23 protein-coding genes and 1 pseudogene are annotated in these 18701 nt (G+C 28.5%); 17 read left to right on the plus strand and 7 right to left on the minus strand.

Annotation, left to right across the window (positions count from 1 at the left end; genetic code table 11):
• Positions 1-12: 12 nt before the first annotated feature.
• The 4 genes from J1C67_RS09185 (at position 13) to J1C67_RS09200 (ending at position 4555) form a co-directional block, all read left to right on the plus strand.
• Positions 13-726, plus strand: a complete 714-nt coding sequence (locus J1C67_RS09185; protein ID WP_167867673.1) for an ABC transporter ATP-binding protein — start codon at positions 13-15, stop codon at positions 724-726.
• Between the two features lie 351 nt (positions 727-1077).
• The gene (locus tag J1C67_RS09190) at positions 1078-1668 is read left to right on the plus strand and encodes a response regulator transcription factor (RefSeq protein ID WP_244980277.1); all 591 of its coding nucleotides are present in this window, start codon (positions 1078-1080) and stop codon (positions 1666-1668) included.
• Between the two features lie 122 nt (positions 1669-1790).
• Positions 1791-2633, plus strand: coding sequence for an ATP-binding protein (locus J1C67_RS09195; protein WP_167867672.1), 843 nt, complete (start codon positions 1791-1793; stop codon positions 2631-2633).
• 368 nt (positions 2634-3001) lie between these two features.
• Positions 3002-4555 carry an ISL3 family transposase gene (locus tag J1C67_RS09200; protein ID WP_167867671.1) on the plus strand — a complete coding sequence of 518 codons (1554 nt, stop codon included), beginning with the start codon at positions 3002-3004 and terminating at the stop codon, positions 4553-4555.
• Positions 4556-4601: 46 nt separating this feature from the next.
• Here the strand turns inward: J1C67_RS09200 and J1C67_RS09205 are convergent, their stop codons facing one another.
• Together J1C67_RS09205 and J1C67_RS09210 are read right to left on the minus strand one after the other, a co-directional pair.
• A complete protein-coding gene (locus J1C67_RS09205) occupies positions 4602-4973 on the minus strand; it encodes a hypothetical protein (RefSeq protein ID WP_167867670.1) in 372 nt (123 codons plus the stop codon).
• Positions 4974-5008: 35 nt separating this feature from the next.
• Positions 5009-5671 (minus strand): Mu transposase domain-containing protein, encoded by a 663-nt coding sequence (locus J1C67_RS09210; protein ID WP_167867669.1) that lies wholly within the window; start codon positions 5669-5671, stop codon positions 5009-5011.
• A 212-nt stretch (positions 5672-5883) separates the two neighbouring features.
• Between J1C67_RS09210 and J1C67_RS09215 the strand changes: the two genes are divergently transcribed.
• Positions 5884-7436 (plus strand): IS3 family transposase gene (locus tag J1C67_RS09215; protein ID WP_167867715.1). Its coding sequence is split into 2 segments (ribosomal slippage): positions 5884-6343 and positions 6343-7436, totalling 1554 coding nucleotides; the frame shifts between segments, so codons are not numbered across the junction.
• A gap of 116 nt (positions 7437-7552) precedes the next feature.
• Here J1C67_RS09215 and J1C67_RS09220 read toward each other — a convergent pair.
• Both J1C67_RS09220 and J1C67_RS09225 read right to left on the minus strand, forming a co-directional pair.
• Entirely contained in the window at positions 7553-7879 is a 327-nt protein-coding gene (locus J1C67_RS09220; protein ID WP_167867682.1) for a helix-turn-helix domain-containing protein, read from the minus strand.
• Between the two features lie 150 nt (positions 7880-8029).
• A complete protein-coding gene (locus tag J1C67_RS09225; protein ID WP_167867683.1) occupies positions 8030-8635 on the minus strand; it encodes a hypothetical protein in 606 nt (201 codons plus the stop codon).
• Positions 8636-8795: 160 nt separating this feature from the next.
• Between J1C67_RS09225 and J1C67_RS19765 the strand changes: the two are divergent.
• The 9 genes and pseudogenes from J1C67_RS19765 to J1C67_RS09265 form a co-directional block, all read left to right on the plus strand.
• Positions 8796-8897: pseudogene (locus J1C67_RS19765) on the plus strand (hypothetical protein); the annotation flags it as partial.
• Between the two features lie 81 nt (positions 8898-8978).
• Complete coding sequence (locus tag J1C67_RS19770) at positions 8979-9737, plus strand: L,D-transpeptidase family protein (protein ID WP_341479246.1); 759 nt, start codon at positions 8979-8981, stop codon at positions 9735-9737.
• Between the two features lie 259 nt (positions 9738-9996).
• Positions 9997-10428, plus strand: a complete 432-nt coding sequence (locus J1C67_RS09235) for an isochorismatase family protein (protein WP_167867684.1) — start codon at positions 9997-9999, stop codon at positions 10426-10428.
• Positions 10429-10508: 80 nt separating this feature from the next.
• A complete protein-coding gene (locus J1C67_RS19670) occupies positions 10509-10643 on the plus strand; it encodes a hypothetical protein (protein ID WP_341479245.1) in 135 nt (44 codons plus the stop codon).
• 465 nt (positions 10644-11108) lie between these two features.
• The gene (locus J1C67_RS09245; RefSeq protein ID WP_167867685.1) at positions 11109-11567 is read left to right on the plus strand and encodes a biotin/lipoyl-containing protein; all 459 of its coding nucleotides are present in this window, start codon (positions 11109-11111) and stop codon (positions 11565-11567) included.
• 54 nt (positions 11568-11621) lie between these two features.
• Positions 11622-12326: a 4'-phosphopantetheinyl transferase family protein gene (locus J1C67_RS09250; RefSeq protein ID WP_167867686.1), complete on the plus strand. Its 705-nt coding sequence runs from the start codon at positions 11622-11624 to the stop codon at positions 12324-12326.
• A gap of 204 nt (positions 12327-12530) precedes the next feature.
• The gene (gene tnpA, locus J1C67_RS09255; protein ID WP_167867687.1) at positions 12531-12860 is read left to right on the plus strand and encodes an IS66 family insertion sequence element accessory protein TnpA; all 330 of its coding nucleotides are present in this window, start codon (positions 12531-12533) and stop codon (positions 12858-12860) included.
• Complete coding sequence (gene tnpB / locus J1C67_RS09260; protein ID WP_167867688.1) at positions 12854-13204, plus strand: IS66 family insertion sequence element accessory protein TnpB; 351 nt, start codon at positions 12854-12856, stop codon at positions 13202-13204. The genes tnpA and tnpB overlap by 7 nt, the downstream gene beginning before the upstream one ends.
• Positions 13205-13296: 92 nt before the next feature.
• The gene (locus tag J1C67_RS09265; protein WP_167867689.1) at positions 13297-14022 is read left to right on the plus strand and encodes an IS66 family transposase zinc-finger binding domain-containing protein; all 726 of its coding nucleotides are present in this window, start codon (positions 13297-13299) and stop codon (positions 14020-14022) included.
• Positions 14023-14305: 283 nt separating this feature from the next.
• On the opposite strand, the gene J1C67_RS09270 is transcribed toward J1C67_RS09265, so the two are convergent.
• Positions 14306-14761: a hypothetical protein gene (locus tag J1C67_RS09270; protein ID WP_167867690.1), complete on the minus strand. Its 456-nt coding sequence runs from the start codon at positions 14759-14761 to the stop codon at positions 14306-14308.
• Positions 14762-14923: 162 nt separating this feature from the next.
• Here J1C67_RS09270 and J1C67_RS09275 point away from each other — a divergent pair.
• Positions 14924-16476 (plus strand): IS3 family transposase gene (locus tag J1C67_RS09275; RefSeq protein WP_167867715.1). Its coding sequence is split into 2 segments (ribosomal slippage): positions 14924-15383 and positions 15383-16476, totalling 1554 coding nucleotides; the frame shifts between segments, so codons are not numbered across the junction.
• A gap of 111 nt (positions 16477-16587) precedes the next feature.
• Here the strand turns inward: J1C67_RS09275 and J1C67_RS09280 are convergent.
• Positions 16588-17136, minus strand: coding sequence for a hypothetical protein (locus tag J1C67_RS09280; protein ID WP_167867723.1), 549 nt, complete (start codon positions 17134-17136; stop codon positions 16588-16590).
• A 273-nt stretch (positions 17137-17409) separates the two neighbouring features.
• Between J1C67_RS09280 and J1C67_RS19775 the strand changes: the two genes are divergently transcribed.
• Positions 17410-17700, plus strand: coding sequence for a recombinase family protein (locus tag J1C67_RS19775; RefSeq protein WP_342356952.1), 291 nt, complete (start codon positions 17410-17412; stop codon positions 17698-17700).
• A gap of 68 nt (positions 17701-17768) precedes the next feature.
• Positions 17769-17921, plus strand: coding sequence for a helix-turn-helix domain-containing protein (locus tag J1C67_RS19780; RefSeq protein ID WP_341479248.1), 153 nt, complete (start codon positions 17769-17771; stop codon positions 17919-17921).
• Positions 17922-18035: 114 nt separating this feature from the next.
• On the opposite strand, the gene gmtX is transcribed toward J1C67_RS19780, so the two are convergent.
• The gene (gene gmtX, locus J1C67_RS09290; RefSeq protein ID WP_207253513.1) at positions 18036-18683 is read right to left on the minus strand and encodes a gamma-mobile-trio protein GmtX; all 648 of its coding nucleotides are present in this window, start codon (positions 18681-18683) and stop codon (positions 18036-18038) included.
• Positions 18684-18701 lie beyond the last annotated feature (18 nt).

Genomic DNA, 18701 nt, shown 5'->3' on the forward strand with positions numbered 1-18701 from the left:
GAGTTATAAATAATGAAAGAAAGTATTATTAAGACTAGTAATTTATATAAATCATTTAAAATTGGTAGAAATAGTGTTGATATATTAAAAAATATTAATTTAACAGTTGAAAAAGGCGAGTTTGTTTCTATCATGGGTCCATCAGGGTGTGGAAAGTCAACATTACTATACTTATTAGGTGGATTAGATAATCCAACTAAGGGAGATATATATTTTGGTGAAAAGAACTACAAGAATATTAAATCCAATCATATGGGAACACTAAGAAGACGCGATATGGGATTTGTTTTTCAATTTTATAATTTAGTACAGAATTTAAATGTAGAAGATAATATTCTATTGCCAATATTGCTAGATGGAAAAAAAGCAAAAAATTATGAGAAAGAGTTAAAGGATATATTAAAAATAATTGGCTTGGAGGATAAGAGAAGGCATACACCATCCGAGCTTTCAGGTGGGCAACAACAAAGAGTAGCTATAGCACGTGCATTAATATCAAAGCCTAAATTAATATTAGCGGATGAACCAATAGGAAATCTTGATTCAAAATCAGGAGAGGATATAATGAATCTATTAAGATGCATAAATAAAGATTTAGGAAATACAATTATACAGGTAACACATTCCATGGAATCAAGTGAATATGGAACAAGAATTATTAATATAAGAGATGGAGAAATTGAGAAAGATAGTAAAAATAATTTAAAATGTAGTATTAATTATTAAACTATTATATTTAAGATTGTGTTGATATGCTCCCTTTATAGCAGATATTTTTAATAATACTGTTTTATGAAGGGAGATTTTTATATTAAAATATATGGTACGAGAGTATATAATTTACAGTATATAAATAAAAATAATGAATTAAGTAGAAAGTTAATCAAAAAAATAAATGATCATATGTGACAATTAAATAATAATATGTTAATATAAAGATATAATTTCATTTTATTTCAATATAAGGAATTTTAGGGGGAGAGTTATGGATAGTTTATATAAAATATATATGATTGAGGATGACGAAAAGTTAGTAGAATTAGTAAAAAAAAATTAGAAAAATGGAAGTTTAACGTTATTGCTTGCACTAACTTTGAAAAAATAGATGAAGAAGTTGATATAGTTAAGCCGCATGTTATATTGATGGATATTAGTATTCCTATATTTGATGGCTTTTATTGGTGTAAAAAAATTAGAAAAAAAAATTGTATTCCTATTATTATTGTTTCTTCTAGAGATAGTAATATGGATATAATCATGGCTATAAGTAATGGTGCTGATGATTATGTAGTAAAGCCTTTCGATACTAATGTATTAATAGCAAAAATCAATGCAGTTATAAGACGTACGTACCAGTATAAATGTCAGGAAAATATGATAATAAAACACAATAATTTGGTACTAAGATTAGATGATGCAACCTTACTAACAGGTGATAAAATTATTGAATTAACCAAAAATGAGTTTGAAATTTTAAAAATATTAATAACTAATAGTGGATCTATAGTTAAAAGAAATGAAATAATGAAAAGGCTTTGGAATGATGATATTTATGTTAATGAAAACACGCTTACTGTGAATATTAATAGATTAAGAAAAAAATTATTGGATGAAGGTATAGAAGACTGTATTGAAACAAAGAAGGGAATAGGGTACATTATAAAGTGAATTTCTTAACATATGTAATAAAAATAAAATTTAAAATATTATCTGATATACTTAAAATATTGATAGTAAATTTATTTTTTTATTGTAGTATCAAAATAGATTATATGGGTGATATTTTTTATATGGATATACTAATATTATTTGTTGATATTAGTTTTATTATAGTTCAATACTTTAAAGAAAAAAGTATATGTACAGAAATTAAAGGGAATGGAGTATTGTCTAAAAATACAATTAAAAACGATTTTTTATATAATTGCATTTATGAGATAATTGAAGATGAGCGAAAAGAATTTTATATAGTACAGGATATTTATAAAAATAAGTTGAAAGAAGTCGATGAATTTGTTACTCAAAGTGTACATGATATAAAAATAGATATTTCAGTATGTGAATTAATAGTAGATGAATTTGACGATAACGATATATTAGTGAATAGAATTGAGTGTATAAAATATAAAGTAAATGAAATTTTAGCTGTTACTAGAAGTAATAGTTTTAATAATGATATCTTTGCACAAAGAGTAAATATAAATGAAGTAATTAAAAAAGCAATAAAGGAAAACTATATATTTTTTATTAGCAAAAATATATCTATCAATAATGAATCAGAGAAATTTATGGTAATAAGTGATATGAAATGGGTTCAGTATATAATATCTCAAATTTTAAATAATTGTACTAAATATGTTAAAGAGTATGGAGAAGTAAGGATATATACTAAAGAAGAGGAATCAGTGTATCATTTATACATAGAAGATAATGGTGTAGGAATTTCAGGTCAAGATATTGGAAGAATTTTTGAAAAAAGCTTTACTGGTGAGAATGGAAGAAAGAATATTAAATCAACAGGGATGGGACTATACTATGTAAAAAAAATATGCAAACAGCTAAAGATTAATATAAAGGTAGAGAGTGAAAAGAATGTATATACAAGGGTTGAATTAATATTTAAGAAAAGTTAAGAAAAAATACTTACTATTTTTAAGTTAAGTAATCAGATAAATAATTTTGTATAAAAATAGAGTGTAAGTATATATAATATTACAATATATGCATACAATCGTCATTTAGTGGGAGATATATTAGATAAAAGATTAAAAGAACTTCATTTGGGGGATAAACCAATTTGGAGTTCTTTCTTTATTAAAATATGAATGAAAATAATAGTTATATTATATATAGATCTATAGTTTTATTAGTCTAATTCAATAAAAACAGCGTGTCTGTTGATTTATACTTAAAACTGGTTCTTCATCAAATTTGTTGGTTTTAGTATAATTGTTTATAATCCTATAGTTGAATTAAACTGACTTTAGGAGAGATGACATAAATGATGAGTGAAATACTTTTTGAAAATAAACTTACTATAGAAGAAATAGAGCATACCTCTGAAACAATAAATATTACTGTTAAGTCTAAAGAGAAAGGAGCCTTCTGCTCCAAATGTGGGGCATACTCTAATAATACTCATAGTAAATATATAAGAAAAGTTTTGGATATGCCTATGATTGATAAAAAGACAATTCTTTTTATCATTTCAAGGAGATTCTATTGTAAAAATTCTAAATGTGTACAAGTAGCATTCTCAGAACAATTTGATGATATTGCAGGAAAATATAATAGAAAAACTGGTAGATTAACAAATTACTTAGTTAAATTTTCACTATCTCAAAGTGCTAATAGTTTAACTAGATTATTTAATGAGCTAATACCTATAAGTAGTAGCACTTTTCTTAGAATAGCTCATAATCATGAAATTGAACCTAATTATACTTCTACTACAATTGGATTAGATGATTTTTCATTTAAAAGAGGGGTTACTTTTGGAACTCTAGTTTGTGATTTAGCAACTAATAAACCAATTGATTTAATTGAAAGCAGGGAGCTTGAGCCTGTCTCTAATCATCTTAAGAATTATACTAATGCAAGTTTAGTAAGTCGGGACAGATCCACTACATATGCTAGTGCTATTAATAATGCATTACCAGATGCTATACATGTAGCTGATAGGTTTCATGTAATTCATAATTTGATGGAGGCATCTTCTGATTTCTTAAAAACATACATAGGTAAAGGTGTTAAATTTGATATAGTTGATACAAATAAAATTCAATTTAATGATGAAATAGTTATATCAAACAGTAAATTAAATAAAGCACATATTATAGATAAAGTTAAGGAACTTCATAAGAATGGAATGGCTATAAGACAAATTTGTAGAGAAGTTTATCTCTCAAGGAATACTGTCAGAAAATATATTAACTTAGATGACCTTGAAAATACATACGCTATAACACATGTAAAGAAATATGATTTATATCATAATGAGATAATTAAGCTTTTAAAACTTGGTAAAACTTACTCCCAAATAGCCACTGAATTTAAAGAAAAGGGTTTATCTTATTCATATTCATCAATTGCTAAGTATTGTAATTACATAAAGAAAAATAATGACGGACAAATAAAGGATATAAAAGCTAAAAGGTTAATTTCAAGATATACGTTCTTAAAATACTTTTGGGATTCTAAGAAAATTACTACTTTAAAGGAAAAAGAGTTACTAGATGAATCATTAGTAAAATATCCTCATTTAAGTGAAATAAAAGTAGCTGTTTCAGGGTTTAGCGAAATATTTAAAAATAAAAGCGTAAGTTTACTTAATGAATGGTTAAATTTTCATGAAAATTCTAATATTAAGCAGATTAAAAGCTTTGTAAATGGAGTAAGAAAAGATTATCAAAGCGTTAAAAATTGTGTGATTTATAGCTATAATAATGGTGTTCTTGAAGGCAATGTAAATAGATTGAAAATGATTAAAAGAACAATGTATGGACGAGCTGGGTTTCACCTTTTAAGGCAAAAAGTATTATTTAATATTAATTAAGTAATGAACTTAATTGTATGTGCTCCAACAAATTTGACGAAGAACCTTAAATTTGATCCTCCTCATAATAAGATAGCTCACGACTGGTATCAGTCATCGTAAGGAGTTCTTCCTTCGAATTAATACCTTTTACAATTTCTAAATATTTGTTCTTTAAAACATTTCTAATTTCTTTAATTTCATAAATGTTTTCAGCAATACAATATTCTAAAATTAAATCTAATGATGCTATATCATAAAGTTGCTTCAACTTAATTATTTCTCGTAAGTGGTAACTAGGCTGTTTTAAATATGGAATACAATTTTTATAGAATATTTCACCATTAATAAATGTATTTTCGAACTGCCTCCTTATTTCTGGAATAGATTTTGGGGCTATATCATTTAGATCACCATAATGATTATCAACTGTTACCATCTTACCTTTCTCATTAACAATTTCATGGCTTGTAATTATATTAATGCCTTATTGAATACTTCTATCTTATATCCTAATGTAATTCTAAATGAAACAATCTTCCCTACATATTCAACAGGAACACTATATTTTACTGCATCAATTGAAATATACGAGTCTAAACTAACTTTTCTCTCTTTAAGATTACAAATTATAAATGGCTGTGATTTTACAGGAGATAAATGAGGGATTTCTTCTGCAAAAAAATCATTTGTTATCCTTAGAGTGGTACTATGAGATTCATTGTTTGCTTCTTCTATAAAAATATTCGCGGCCCTATTTAACTCTGTCATTGAATTAAATTTATTACCCTTTACAAATTGCTCTTCTATGTATTGGAATGGTCTTTCTACTTTACCTTTAGTTTTTGCTCTGTAAGGATTACAGGCATTTAAACTAATTCCTAGATAATGTGATAATCTAAGTGCATCTGTATTGAAAATAACTTCCTCACCTACTTTATTTTCTAGAACTAATGCTTTTGGATTATCAATTAATATTTCTTTTGTAACTCCACCAATTCTTTTAAATAATAAATGTATTGATTCATAAATGGCTTCGCCGTCGCAAGACTTTGAAAATAAAATAGCCTTTTTTCTTGAAGCAGCTAAAATTAATGAAAAACAATATACCGTTATTTTGTCTCCACTGATATACATAGTATAGTGGGCCCAGTCAAATTGAGATTGATCACCTAAAGGAGTCTCTATTCTCTTAGTAGCTTTTAAAGGTATATTGATTTTTTCTTCTTTTAAAGTATTTAAATACCTATAAATTGGAGATATACTGCCATCCCTAGGTGGTAAGATAGTTGTCGTAGGGAGTAAAAGATGTTATTCTCAAAGTAGATAAAAGTAAGGGAGAGATACCTATGACAAAAGATAATAAAAATAATAAAAAGTATACAAAAGAAGAGAAGCAAAAGTTAATAGCAAGAATGTTACCACCTGAGCAAATTTCAGTAACAAAACTTTCAATAGAAACAGGCATTAGTCAATCAACCCTATCAACTTGGAAGTCAGTAGCTAATCGCGGGAGCGGAAACAATCCTAAAAGAAATAAATCATCTAAAGATAAATTTATGGTTGTTATGGAGACTTATACACTTTCTGAAATAGAACTTTCAAAATACTGTAGAGAAAATGGACTGTATGTTGAAGAAGTTAAGTCTTGGCGTTCTACCTGCATTGCAGCAAATGATGGTATTAGGGCTAATAGCGCAGACCTAACTGAAGAACTAAAGGAAGAGAAAAAGAAATCTAAAGAGCTAGCTAGAGACTTAAAGTACAAAGAAAAAGCTTTAGCTGAAACCGCAGCCTTATTGGTACTTAGAAAAAAGTTAGATGCGATTTTCGGGGACAACGAGGAAGATTAATCACCATAGAAGATCGCATAATAATTGTAAAGTTGATAGAAGAAGCAAATGCTAATGGAGCAAGATTAATTCCAGCTTGTGATGTAGTTGGTATTAGTAAAAGAACCTTTGAAAGATGGAGGCGTGGAGATACTATAAATGAAGATAAAAGAAAAAATTGTATAAGACCAGAACCTAAGAATAAACTTTCTAAGCAAGAAAGACAAAGTGTTTTAAATGTAGTAAGTAGACCTGAATATGCAGACTTACCGCCAGTTCCATCACTTGCTGATAGAGGTCAATATATAGCTTCTGAATCAACCTTTTATAGAATACTAAGAGAAGAAAATATGCAACATCACCGTAGGCATACAAAACCGCCTGAAAGAGTGCATACACCAACTACATATATAGCAGATGGTCCAAATCAAGTTTGGACATGGGATATTACATATATAAATACATATACTAGAGGACTTTATTTTAAGTTATATACAATAATTGATATTTATAGCCGAAAGATTGTAGGATGGGAAGTTTGGCCTGAGGAAACAGGGGAACTTGCTGCTGAATTAGTAGAAAGAGCTACGCTTACGGAAAATACTAAGGGTAAACCTTTAGTGCTTCATTCTGACAATGGAGCTCCAATGAAATCCTATACTCTTAAAGCGAAGCTTGAAAATCTAGGAATATTATCTTCATACTCTAGACCTAGAGTTAGTAATGATAATGCTTTTTCTGAATCGCATTTTAAAACTATGAAATATAGAGCCAGTTATCCAAATGATGGCTTTTCGTCAATTGAAGAAGCCAGGGAATGGGTATTAAACTTTGTTAATTGGTACAATAACGAGCACTATCATAGTGCGCTTAAATTTATGACGCCAAGTAGTAGGCATAATAGTGAAACAGATAAAATAATGGCTAATAGAAAGAAAGTATATGAAGCCGCCAGAGCACTTAATCCTTTGCGCTTTAAAAAAGGATTAAGAAATTGGAATCCAGATGAAACAGTATCATTAAATCCTACTAATGAAGTTAAAGAAAATAAAGTAGGTAATGCAATCTAAAAAAATCTAATTTAATAATTGGGTTATTACAATAATCAACTTCAATATTATTGTAATTTTTGAATTTAATACAAAATAAGTTGTGTAAAAAAGTTTTTTAATAATAATACGTCAACTCACTTGACATCTTCCGGTGCTTTGGGATACTTATCTAAATATTTTAGGATATTTTCTTTAGTATCAAAATCTATTTTTCTTGAACCACCTTTATCACCTCTAGTACTAGGCTTTAAAGCATCCAAACCACCTTTTAAGTACTCACAATACCAATTTTCAATTGTTTTAGGTGAATAATGTTTATATCCATAATGAGGCATTTCTATTTTTTCCGCTGTTACTTCTGAGAAGTAAGCTTTGTTATTTTTAACTTGTCCATTGATAACTGGACTAATTAATGAAAATCTTTTAAGAGCTATCGCAGTTCGGGTATTTTCATCGAGCATGTTAATTGAACCTCCATAAATATATTTTTGAATTAACTATTAGAATAATCTCTATAATCCAAAAATATCATAGAAGTTTGTCATAATATAGGAAAATACAGTGTTGGAAGTATTTTCTTAAAATATACTTTCAAATTGTTAACTTTAATGCTAAAATAAAGTGGAGATTTGTTTGCAAAGCAATGTTCTTAACGTTAGATCATGGAATTTCTGTGATAGATTCTTAGTCGGGCCTGACCAAGTATTTATAATCGTTAAAACTTGCTTTGCTTTTTCTTTATCATCTCCTTCAGGTAATGTTAAATTTGGATTTAGTAATCTTAATGTTGATTGTATATATGTTAAGTTCTCGATAAAACGTTCACTGTAAAACTTTAAGAGTTGCCTAGATATCTTCATATTAGTCGTTTTATTCAAGTTTTTAATTAATAATTCAATATTGCCTATTCTATTAAAATATCCATTTAAATAAATGAATATCTCTTCTATACCATTAATAAACCTAGGCTGACAAAAATTAGGTAACATAGATATAGTATGATTACACTTACTATTAGAGCAGATATATCTTCTAATAAATATCCTCTCTGTAAACTCACCACAATTATAGTATCGCTCATAAAATCCATGCTTTTTAAACTCGGATAACTTGCCGCAGTATTTGCATCTTTGCAAACCAGGTTTTGGATAGTAGTTATTCTTTTTATTTTTGAAATACTCATAGGCTATTAATTTTGATAAAAATAATTTTTGCATCGTCATCACCACCTACTAATATTTTACAACAAAATAACCTATTATATAATGAAAAAATTTCTTCACTATCTAATAGGTTTACGTCCTTAACTCTTCTAATTTAATTTGATTATTTCCTTTACAATTATCTATATTAAAATAGTAATTAACACCTAAGAATGCTGATTTTAAATATACACCTGAGGGATACACTATTATTGATGAAGTTTATGGAAATAAAATAAATAAAGAAATTTTATATGCGAATATTAAAAGTGCGATTTCGGATGGAAAAGATATATTAAACTTAGAAGAAATTAAGTGTTATGAAAATCCCAGATTCCTTTCGACCTCAAAAGAAGCTATAGAAGCTAAGGATACTCTGAATAAATACTCATCTACAAAAGTTACTTATATGTTTGGAGATGAAACAGAAATATTAGATGGGGCAACAATAAACAAATGGCTTGGGGTAGATGATAATCTAGAAGTAAAGATTGATATAACTCAAATAAAAGATTATATAGATACATTATCTAAAAAACATAATACTGCGGGGAAAAGTAGGAATTTCAAGACATCACCAGGTAAGATTGTTAAAGTTGAAGGCGGTTTTTATGGGTGGAAGATCAATAAGGTTAAAGAAGAAATTATCTTGACTAAAAATATAAAGAATGGAGAGATAATTTCTAGAGAACCTATATACAGTCAAACAGCGGCATCGCATAAGGATAATGATATAGGTAGTACTTATGTTGAAATAAACATAACGAGGCAATATTTATGGTTTTATAAAAATGGATTTATTGTAACACAAGGAGATATAGTTACTGGGGATAAGAATAAAAATAATCCAACTAGTTTGGGTACTTATATGTTAAATTATAAAGAGAAAAATGCAACACTAAGAGGTGCAAACTATAGCTCAGATGTTACCTATTGGATGCCTTTTAACGGGAATATTGGTATTCATGATGCAAGTTGGAGATACTCTTTTGGTGGGGATATATATAAGTCAAATGGAACTCATGGATGTGTTAATACACCTAAGTATTTAGCAAGGGCAATATTTGATAAGATAGAGGATGGAACACCTATTATTGTTTATGAAGATGAGAACTAAATGAATGGTGAGCGGATATCGAGTGAAAGACATTGCCTCTGTGAAGAACTATATTACTATTGAAATGCTATGCGTAGGAAAGAAGAGGCTTGATCTTCAGTACTCCTAATTATTCACTCGACCGTAGTGAGTAATTCACTCAACTGAAAGGAGCAATTCACTCGACCAAAGGGAGCAATTCACTAATATTATATATACCTAGGAATATACATTAGTGTATAATAAGTGTATATACAGATTGATATAGGGAGTGATGGATATGAAGATAGATTTTAATTACAATATAGATTTTAAAGAGTTAAAGGATATAGAGAAAGAAACTATTAAAGTTGATGATAAATCAGTTTTATTTATTGTTGATATTAACAATGGATTTGCAAAGAAAGGTGCATTAGCTAGCCCAAGAGTGGAGGCTATTATACCTAATATAGTAGAGGCAGTTGAAGTTTCTAGGGATGCAAATGCAGAAATAATAGCTTTTACAGATAGTCACAAAAAAGATTCAGTAGAGTTTAACTTTTATCCAGAGCATTGCTTAGATGGTGATGTTGAATCTGAATTAGTTGATGAATTAAAAGTATATGAAAAATATATAACTTTAATCAAGAAGTCAACTACTAATGCGTTCCTAGAAGAAGAAACTCAAGCTAAAGTAAATGAGTTAGTTGAAAAAGGTATAATAAGTGGATAATAACAGGGTGTATAACAGATGTATGTGTAAAACAATTTGCGATAACACTTAGAACGTATTTTAATAAAATAGAGAAGGACATGGATGTTATAGTACCTATTAATGCAGTAGAAACATATGATGCACCATGGCATAATGCAAATGCTATGAATCTTTTCTCATTATTAGATATGAAAACAAATGGAATAAAATTAGTAAATAATATTAATAAGTAATTTTAGATACTTAGATTAATATCTGAATAGATTAATGGAGAGGGTATATGTTCATATACTCTCTTTATTTACGTATATAAAAGTATAAAAATTATTGATATTACTAGGTTTATACTCAGTGAATAGTGAGCGAAGCTCAAGTGAAAAGTTCCACTTCAAGTGAAAAGCTTCGCTTCAGTGAAGGCGATACGCTTGGAGGAAGAACTTTGCTCTTTATTCTCTAATTCTTAACCGCTGAAGGCGCATTCACTATTCAGAAGGGCCGAAGGGAACAATTCACTAAGAAGAGTGGCATAACAACTTTATCCTATTACTCAATAAAAATAAAATCATAAAAGCATAACAAAATTAACATTTATATAACAAAAAATATATTTTTTGTTATATAATGATTTTGTGGTTAGATTTTTTGTTAACTTAGAATGTAAATTGATAATTATAATTATTATTTAGGAGTTTTATTAAATGGTATATATAGGGGATTTTAGTGAGTGTGATTCTATTGAAATAAAAGAAGATGGCTTAGTACTTAAGAATATAATTGAATATGTTGATAAATCGAGTATTCAGAATTTTTATATGAAGTTGAATAAATATGAGGTATATATAAAGAAAGATAACATTAGTAGTTTTGAATTTAATAGTTTTGAGGAAATTGCTTGTGGTATTGAGGAATCAAAAAGAAGTATAGTAGATATATTATGTAGTTATGTAGCAACTGTAGAATTAGTTAATAGTGAAGGATATAAATATGTTGATGTTGGGGATCAAGTATTACTTGGTCAGAAATTATTGGTATTAAATTATTTAGGGTTAAAAATTGAGATAGGTAGTCCTTGTAATGGGATAGTAAAAGAAATATATGTTAATAGTGGAGAATTTGTTGATTATAATAAAAAGATACTATCATTAGAAGTATTATAAATTTACAGATAGTATAAAATGAATTTATAAAAAATAAAATGGAGATATAGGGATATGGAATTATATATTTTAAATATAAAAAATGAAGAAGATATAGATAGATATTCTAAATTATTAGATAATATATCACCTGAGAAAAAGGAAAGAGTATATAGATATATAAGGAATGAGGATAAAATTAGAGCATTATTCTCAGAAATATTAATAAGGCATATTATTATTAAAACCTTAAAATATAGAAATGAAGATATAAAGTTTGAATATAATAAATATGGAAAGCCATGTTTAATAAATGATAAGAATTTTCACTTTAATATTTCACATTCAGGAGAATATATTGCAGTAATAGTTGATAATAAAGAGGTTGGAGTAGATGTAGAAAAGATTGGAGATATGGAAATTATAGATCTTGCTAAAAGATTCTATACTAAGAGTGAATATGAATACATAGTAAAACAAGATGAAATTCAGCAAGCAAATACTTTTTATAAAATATGGACATTAAAAGAAAGTTATGTAAAATTTGCAGGAAAAGGGTTGTCAATTCCATTAGATTCTTTTACATTTAGTAAGAGGAATGATGGTAATATAATTTTACAAGATAATAATGAAAGTGATAAATTCGTTTATTTTCTTTCTTATGATATTACAAATGAATATATTGTATCAGTATGTTCATTAAATGAGATTAAAGATTTAGAATTAACATACATAGAGCATTCTGAATTAATATATGATTTTATGAATATGATTAATTAGAATTATAGTATAAATACACTATTGTAATATTGTTTTACGATAGTGTATTTTTTGTTTTTTCATAATCGCTTGCGACTTTTTTATTGAAAAGATAAATGTAATTATTATATTTATGAATGTAAGCGTCAAAGATTAGATACCTATTATAAAACCTCTTACCTTGATAAAATTATTTTATAAATTTTGTCGGTAGGAGGTTTTTTGATGAATAAAAAATTAAGTAATAAAGAATGGGAAGGCTTTATAGATGACTATTACAACAACTGTAGTTCAATAACTGTTAATGAATTTTGTAGAGAACATAACTTATCAAAGCAACAATTTCACTATCATAAAAAGAAGATTTTAGGTACTAAAGATTCAAGTAGTACTGTATTTCAATCACTTACTATCACATCTAAAGAAGAAACAGTAAACCAAATAAAAAACGGTACTGAAATAAAGATATCTATAGGGAATGCTAAAATAGCTATTCCGGTTAGTGAAACAACTCTTATTTCTACAATAATTAAGGATTTAGCAATGCAATGTTAAACTTGGATACAGTAGATATTGTTTATATCGCATGTGGAATCACTGATCTTAGAAAAAGTATTGATGGATTAATTTTTGAGGTAGAAAGTAATTTAAAGTTAGATCCTTTTGAAAAAGCACTTTTCGTATTTTGTAATAGACAAATGAATAGATTAAAGATACTGCATTTTGATGAAGGCTTTTGGCTTTATTATCACCGCATTGAACATGGTCGGTTAAAATGGCCACTAACAAAAGAAGAAGCTTTAGCTGTAAATAAGGAAGAATTAAAGTGGCTATTAAAAGGATACGAATTACGAACTAAATCTAAATTCAAACCTGTTGAAGAAGTAAATTATTATTAAATTTAATATGTCAAAACCCTTGAAAATACTGTATTTTCAAGGGTTTTTGTGGTATAATATGGATATAGAATAAGCGGTAAAAAGGAGTTCTTATGAATCACGAAATTATAAACAATGAGCTTAGTGAAGATACAAAATTATTAATTAGTAAAGTAGAATCAATTGAAGAAGAGTTAACTAAAAAAGAACAAGAGATTAATGACAAGAAGGAAGAACTAAGCAAAAAAGATAAAGAAATTGAAGAATTAAAGAATGAAATAGCACTTTTAAAAGGTGTTATATCAACTAGTAATAGAAAGATATTTGATAAATCATCAGAGCAGGTTGATTCTAATCAATTATCTTTATTTAATGAAGCTGAAAAGTATAGTGATTCAAAAGTTGAAGAAGTTATTACTGAAGAAATTACATATAGCAGGGCTAAAAAAACTAATACTAGTAAAAAAGATAATCTTGCTAATTTAGAAACTGTAATTATAGAACATAAATTAGAAGGTGAAGATCTTAAATGTAACGACTGCGATGAAGAACTTACGGAAATCGGAGTAAAGTCAGAAAAGATAATAATAAAATATGTACCGGCGAAGCTTATAGCTGAGAAACATATTATGTATAGCTATGCTTGTAAAACTTGTGAAAAGGAAACAGGAGAAAGCAATATTATTTCAACAGCTGCTCCAAAATCAGTATTCTATAATAGCATGGCATCTAATGAATTGGTTGCACATACTGTAGCTTTAAAATATCAACATGCAATGCCTTTATATAGACAACAAGCATATCGGAAGATGTCAAGTGAGTTGACGTATTATTATTAAAAAACTTTTTTACACAACTTATTTTGTATTAAATTCAAAAATTACAATAATATTGAAGTTGATTATTGATAATAAAAAAGGAAGTAGGCTTTATGCTCTACTTCCTTTTTACATTGATTTAAATAATTAGTAATTTCTTTTTACCATTGAACGTAATAGATCCATTACTGGAGCAACTACTAATGTAATTGAAATTAGTGTAATTAATATGCTGTATGTAGCATCAGTTATATAATTCATATCTTAAATAACTCCCTTCATAAATAATTCTTTTCATAAATACCTAGCAAGATGCCCAACCAAAGAAAATAATTTTTTTGACTGGCACGATTTTTCTACCTGGTATAGCTTTTAAATTTGGTTTAGATTTATAAGCTTTTGTGCTTATTTCACATCTAGAAACCTCATTTTTGCTATTGTTAACAAGGATATATTCCTTAGTAACAGAATACTCTACTCCGTATTCTAAAGTAAGTTCCATAGCTTTTTTATCAGCTATGGGTTTAGCTGCATAATTATAATCAGTTGGAGTTAAATCCAACCATTTATTTTTACAAACTACATATCTTAATTTATATTCTGGCTTATTTTTAAGAGTTTTCTTCTTAACTGTTACTACGTTGTATCCTACTACACCTAAGTCGATATAATCAGCTTGCCACTTTTCTCCGTAGTGATTATCTTCTATATATTTGTATGCTTTTTTTAGGTTACTCTCTGAATACTTATCAAATTTCATTTTGCATACACCTAATGAACAAGTGGATAAAGTACCATTATAGCTCCTATCTCCATACTCCTGCTCATAACTATCTGATAATACCCCTATGTGGTAAGATAGTTGTCGTAGGGAGTAAAAGATGTTATTCTCAAAGTAGATAAAAGTAAGGGAGAGATACCTATGACAAAAGATAATAAAAATAATAAAAAGTATACAAAAGAAGAGAAGCAAAAGTTAATAGCAAGAATGTTACCACCTGAGCAAATTTCAGTAACAAAACTTTCAATAGAAACAGGCATTAGTCAATCAACCCTATCAACTTGGAAGTCAGTAGCTAATCGCGGGAGCGGAAACAATCCTAAAAGAAATAAATCATCTAAAGATAAATTTATGGTTGTTATGGAGACTTATACACTTTCTGAAATAGAACTTTCAAAATACTGTAGAGAAAATGGACTGTATGTTGAAGAAGTTAAGTCTTGGCGTTCTACCTGCATTGCAGCAAATGATGGTATTAGGGCTAATAGCGCAGACCTAACTGAAGAACTAAAGGAAGAGAAAAAGAAATCTAAAGAGCTAGCTAGAGACTTAAAGTACAAAGAAAAAGCTTTAGCTGAAACCGCAGCCTTATTGGTACTTAGAAAAAAGTTAGATGCGATTTTCGGGGACAACGAGGAAGATTAATCACCATAGAAGATCGCATAATAATTGTAAAGTTGATAGAAGAAGCAAATGCTAATGGAGCAAGATTAATTCCAGCTTGTGATGTAGTTGGTATTAGTAAAAGAACCTTTGAAAGATGGAGGCGTGGAGATACTATAAATGAAGATAAAAGAAAAAATTGTATAAGACCAGAACCTAAGAATAAACTTTCTAAGCAAGAAAGACAAAGTGTTTTAAATGTAGTAAGTAGACCTGAATATGCAGACTTACCGCCAGTTCCATCACTTGCTGATAGAGGTCAATATATAGCTTCTGAATCAACCTTTTATAGAATACTAAGAGAAGAAAATATGCAACATCACCGTAGGCATACAAAACCGCCTGAAAGAGTGCATACACCAACTACATATATAGCAGATGGTCCAAATCAAGTTTGGACATGGGATATTACATATATAAATACATATACTAGAGGACTTTATTTTAAGTTATATACAATAATTGATATTTATAGCCGAAAGATTGTAGGATGGGAAGTTTGGCCTGAGGAAACAGGGGAACTTGCTGCTGAATTAGTAGAAAGAGCTACGCTTACGGAAAATACTAAGGGTAAACCTTTAGTGCTTCATTCTGACAATGGAGCTCCAATGAAATCCTATACTCTTAAAGCGAAGCTTGAAAATCTAGGAATATTATCTTCATACTCTAGACCTAGAGTTAGTAATGATAATGCTTTTTCTGAATCGCATTTTAAAACTATGAAATATAGAGCCAGTTATCCAAATGATGGCTTTTCGTCAATTGAAGAAGCCAGGGAATGGGTATTAAACTTTGTTAATTGGTACAATAACGAGCACTATCATAGTGCGCTTAAATTTATGACGCCAAGTAGTAGGCATAATAGTGAAACAGATAAAATAATGGCTAATAGAAAGAAAGTATATGAAGCCGCCAGAGCACTTAATCCTTTGCGCTTTAAAAAAGGATTAAGAAATTGGAATCCAGATGAAACAGTATCATTAAATCCTACTAATGAAGTTAAAGAAAATAAAGTAGGTAATGCAATCTAAAAAAATCTAATTTAATAATTGGGTTATTACAATAATCAACTTCAATATTATTGTAATTTTTGAATTTAATACAAAATAAGTTGTGTAAAAAAGTTTTTTAATAATAATACGTCAACTCACTTGACATCTTCCGTATTCGTAAGTAAAACAAATTACAAAAGGAAAATAGGAACCTATTATCAGTTCAATCAAGTTATCTGATACCTCAAAATCAACGTTAAACAACTGCTTTTTCTGTTCGATGTTTAAGCTTTTGATTATTTTATGTAGTAATTGATAGGTGTAATTATTATTTAATATATTAGCTTTGGGAATTTTGTAACCATCTTCATGTATGTATTCTTGTCTAGATGCAAATTCGTAACTTTCAATTGCTAATGAAATGAACTTCTGACTATGTTTTATATTATAATCAAAAATTATATCTTTCAACATCTTCAAACTAATGCTTTTGCACAACTCCATTTGTTTTTTTATTGAATCCCAGTACTCTGGATCTATTCCTGCATCAGCAACCTCGTTGTCGTCACATTCTATAATGTGATGTGTATCTTTATTATCGTTTGAAGTTATGCTCCTCGTAGCCCAAATTACTTCGTTGTCAAACCAATTATTTAAAACTTTTTCGCTTGTGTAATAATAAATAGAATCATTCCCCATGTCAACACCCCTTAATTGCAATATAATTACATTAAACATTGTATTAGGAAAAATAGCAAGTGATTTAGCTATGCTGTTAATCGTTCGGTAGTGAATATTAAAGTACATTTAACATTCGTTTTTTGTACTTTAATGATTGGTAGTAACAATATTAGCTCAGCCTAGTATTTAGGTGGATAGAAAAGTAGAAAAAGAAGTACAATAAATATAGTACAAATACCTAGCAAAACAATGGTTATTTGTACTTTTATTTTGTAATAGGAGGCTGAATTTATGGCATTGATTGGTTATGCTAGAGTTAGCAAAAAAGACCAAAATTTAGATAGGCAAGTAGATCAATTAAAAGAATATGGAATACCTAAAAGAAATATGTATGTTGAAAAATACTCTGGCACATCAAAGGATAGACCCATGCTTAAAAAGATGCTAGAAGAACTTGAAAGTAATGATATTGTAGTTGTTGTTGATATAACAAGAATATCAAGGAGTAGCAAGGATTTGCTAGGTTTGGTTGATGAAATAAAAGAAAAAGGAGCTTCGATAAAAAGCTTAAAAGGGATCTAATATCCTTCAGGACAAAAGAGGGCTTAGAATCAGTTAGGAAGCGTGGTAAGGTTGGTGGTAGACCTAAAGTGGATAATATCAATATACAAAGAGCATTGATCCTTTATGAGGATAAGAAGTTAAGCATTAATGATATATGTACTATGGGTGATATCAGTAAAAACACCCTGTATAACTATGTTAGGAAAGAGAAATCATTAGATGAATCTGATAAACAATAAATTATCATTGAGGTATAGATAATATTTATATTCTTAATGTGTGAATTTTATGTTTTTTTAAATGAAAAAATAGCCTAAACCCTTTTTAAAAAGGATTCAAGGCTATGTAAATTTTTATATTTCATTAAGAATTTTTTGAATGGCAGTTACATATCCTGCCTTATATACCTGAATGCCGTTTTCTTTTACTCTGCCATAATTATCGGTAGTCCATCCTTGATGGTTCATAAATTCGTTTGATATGGCATTTCTCAGAGCATCTACTTCGGTATCTGTTAGATTGTAAGAAGGCTCCACTATAACAACATCCTTATTTCTGCTTATATCGTTTATAGGACGCATATCAATCGTTAAGGTTGTTTGTTCCTTAAGCAGAGAGTTTTCTCTTTTGAGCTTTTTATTCTCTGACATAAGCATACCAACCAGTGCCTTTGTTGTTGGTTCGGAGATACTTGCTAAGATATCATCGTTTACTGTTGATGTCTTTTCTTTTTTAGGCTTTTTAGTGGTAGCTTTATAGTATTCAGCCCACTGGCTTATCAAAACTCTGTAATCTTCGGCATTTTTGTTTCTAAGTGCCTGTTCACTTAGACCGCCATCATCTGCTATCAGTTTGGCTATAGTGCCAATGGAAAAATCTTTTATGTCAGACTCAGACTGTTTTTTACAGGCGTTATGTATGAGTTCTAGTGTTTTCTTTTTCCTTGTGGAAGCGTTCTCGTAAAACTTTGAGAACAGTTCATCTGGATGCATTTCTATCATATATCCTCCAATACATAA

It is taken from the genome of Clostridium gasigenes (genome assembly GCF_017348895.1).
Lineage (GTDB): Bacteria > Bacillota > Clostridia > Clostridiales > Clostridiaceae > Clostridium > Clostridium gasigenes.

Coding starts and splice junctions, on each gene's coding strand:
- J1C67_RS09280 (WP_167867723.1), bottom strand. CDS start 17,136: ATGGGGAATGATTCTATTTATTATTACACAAGCGAAAAAGTTTTAAAT.
- J1C67_RS09245 (WP_167867685.1), top strand. CDS start 11,109: ATGGTATATATAGGGGATTTTAGTGAGTGTGATTCTATTGAAATAAAA.
- J1C67_RS19775 (WP_342356952.1), top strand. CDS start 17,410: ATGGCATTGATTGGTTATGCTAGAGTTAGCAAAAAAGACCAAAATTTA.
- J1C67_RS19670 (WP_341479245.1), top strand. CDS start 10,509: ATGGATGTTATAGTACCTATTAATGCAGTAGAAACATATGATGCACCA.
- J1C67_RS09250 (WP_167867686.1), top strand. CDS start 11,622: ATGGAATTATATATTTTAAATATAAAAAATGAAGAAGATATAGATAGA.
- J1C67_RS09225 (WP_167867683.1), bottom strand. CDS start 8,635: ATGCAAAAATTATTTTTATCAAAATTAATAGCCTATGAGTATTTCAAA.
- J1C67_RS09205 (WP_167867670.1), bottom strand. CDS start 4,973: ATGGTAACAGTTGATAATCATTATGGTGATCTAAATGATATAGCCCCA.
- J1C67_RS09210 (WP_167867669.1), bottom strand. CDS start 5,671: ATGTATATCAGTGGAGACAAAATAACGGTATATTGTTTTTCATTAATT.
- tnpB (WP_167867688.1), top strand. CDS start 12,854: ATGTTAAACTTGGATACAGTAGATATTGTTTATATCGCATGTGGAATC.
- J1C67_RS09235 (WP_167867684.1), top strand. CDS start 9,997: ATGAAGATAGATTTTAATTACAATATAGATTTTAAAGAGTTAAAGGAT.
- J1C67_RS09220 (WP_167867682.1), bottom strand. CDS start 7,879: ATGCTCGATGAAAATACCCGAACTGCGATAGCTCTTAAAAGATTTTCA.
- J1C67_RS09195 (WP_167867672.1), top strand. CDS start 1,791: ATGGATATACTAATATTATTTGTTGATATTAGTTTTATTATAGTTCAA.
- J1C67_RS09200 (WP_167867671.1), top strand. CDS start 3,002: ATGATGAGTGAAATACTTTTTGAAAATAAACTTACTATAGAAGAAATA.
- J1C67_RS09270 (WP_167867690.1), bottom strand. CDS start 14,761: ATGAAATTTGATAAGTATTCAGAGAGTAACCTAAAAAAAGCATACAAA.
- gmtX (WP_207253513.1), bottom strand. CDS start 18,683: ATGATAGAAATGCATCCAGATGAACTGTTCTCAAAGTTTTACGAGAAC.
- J1C67_RS09185 (WP_167867673.1), top strand. CDS start 13: ATGAAAGAAAGTATTATTAAGACTAGTAATTTATATAAATCATTTAAA.
- tnpA (WP_167867687.1), top strand. CDS start 12,531: ATGAATAAAAAATTAAGTAATAAAGAATGGGAAGGCTTTATAGATGAC.
- J1C67_RS09265 (WP_167867689.1), top strand. CDS start 13,297: ATGAATCACGAAATTATAAACAATGAGCTTAGTGAAGATACAAAATTA.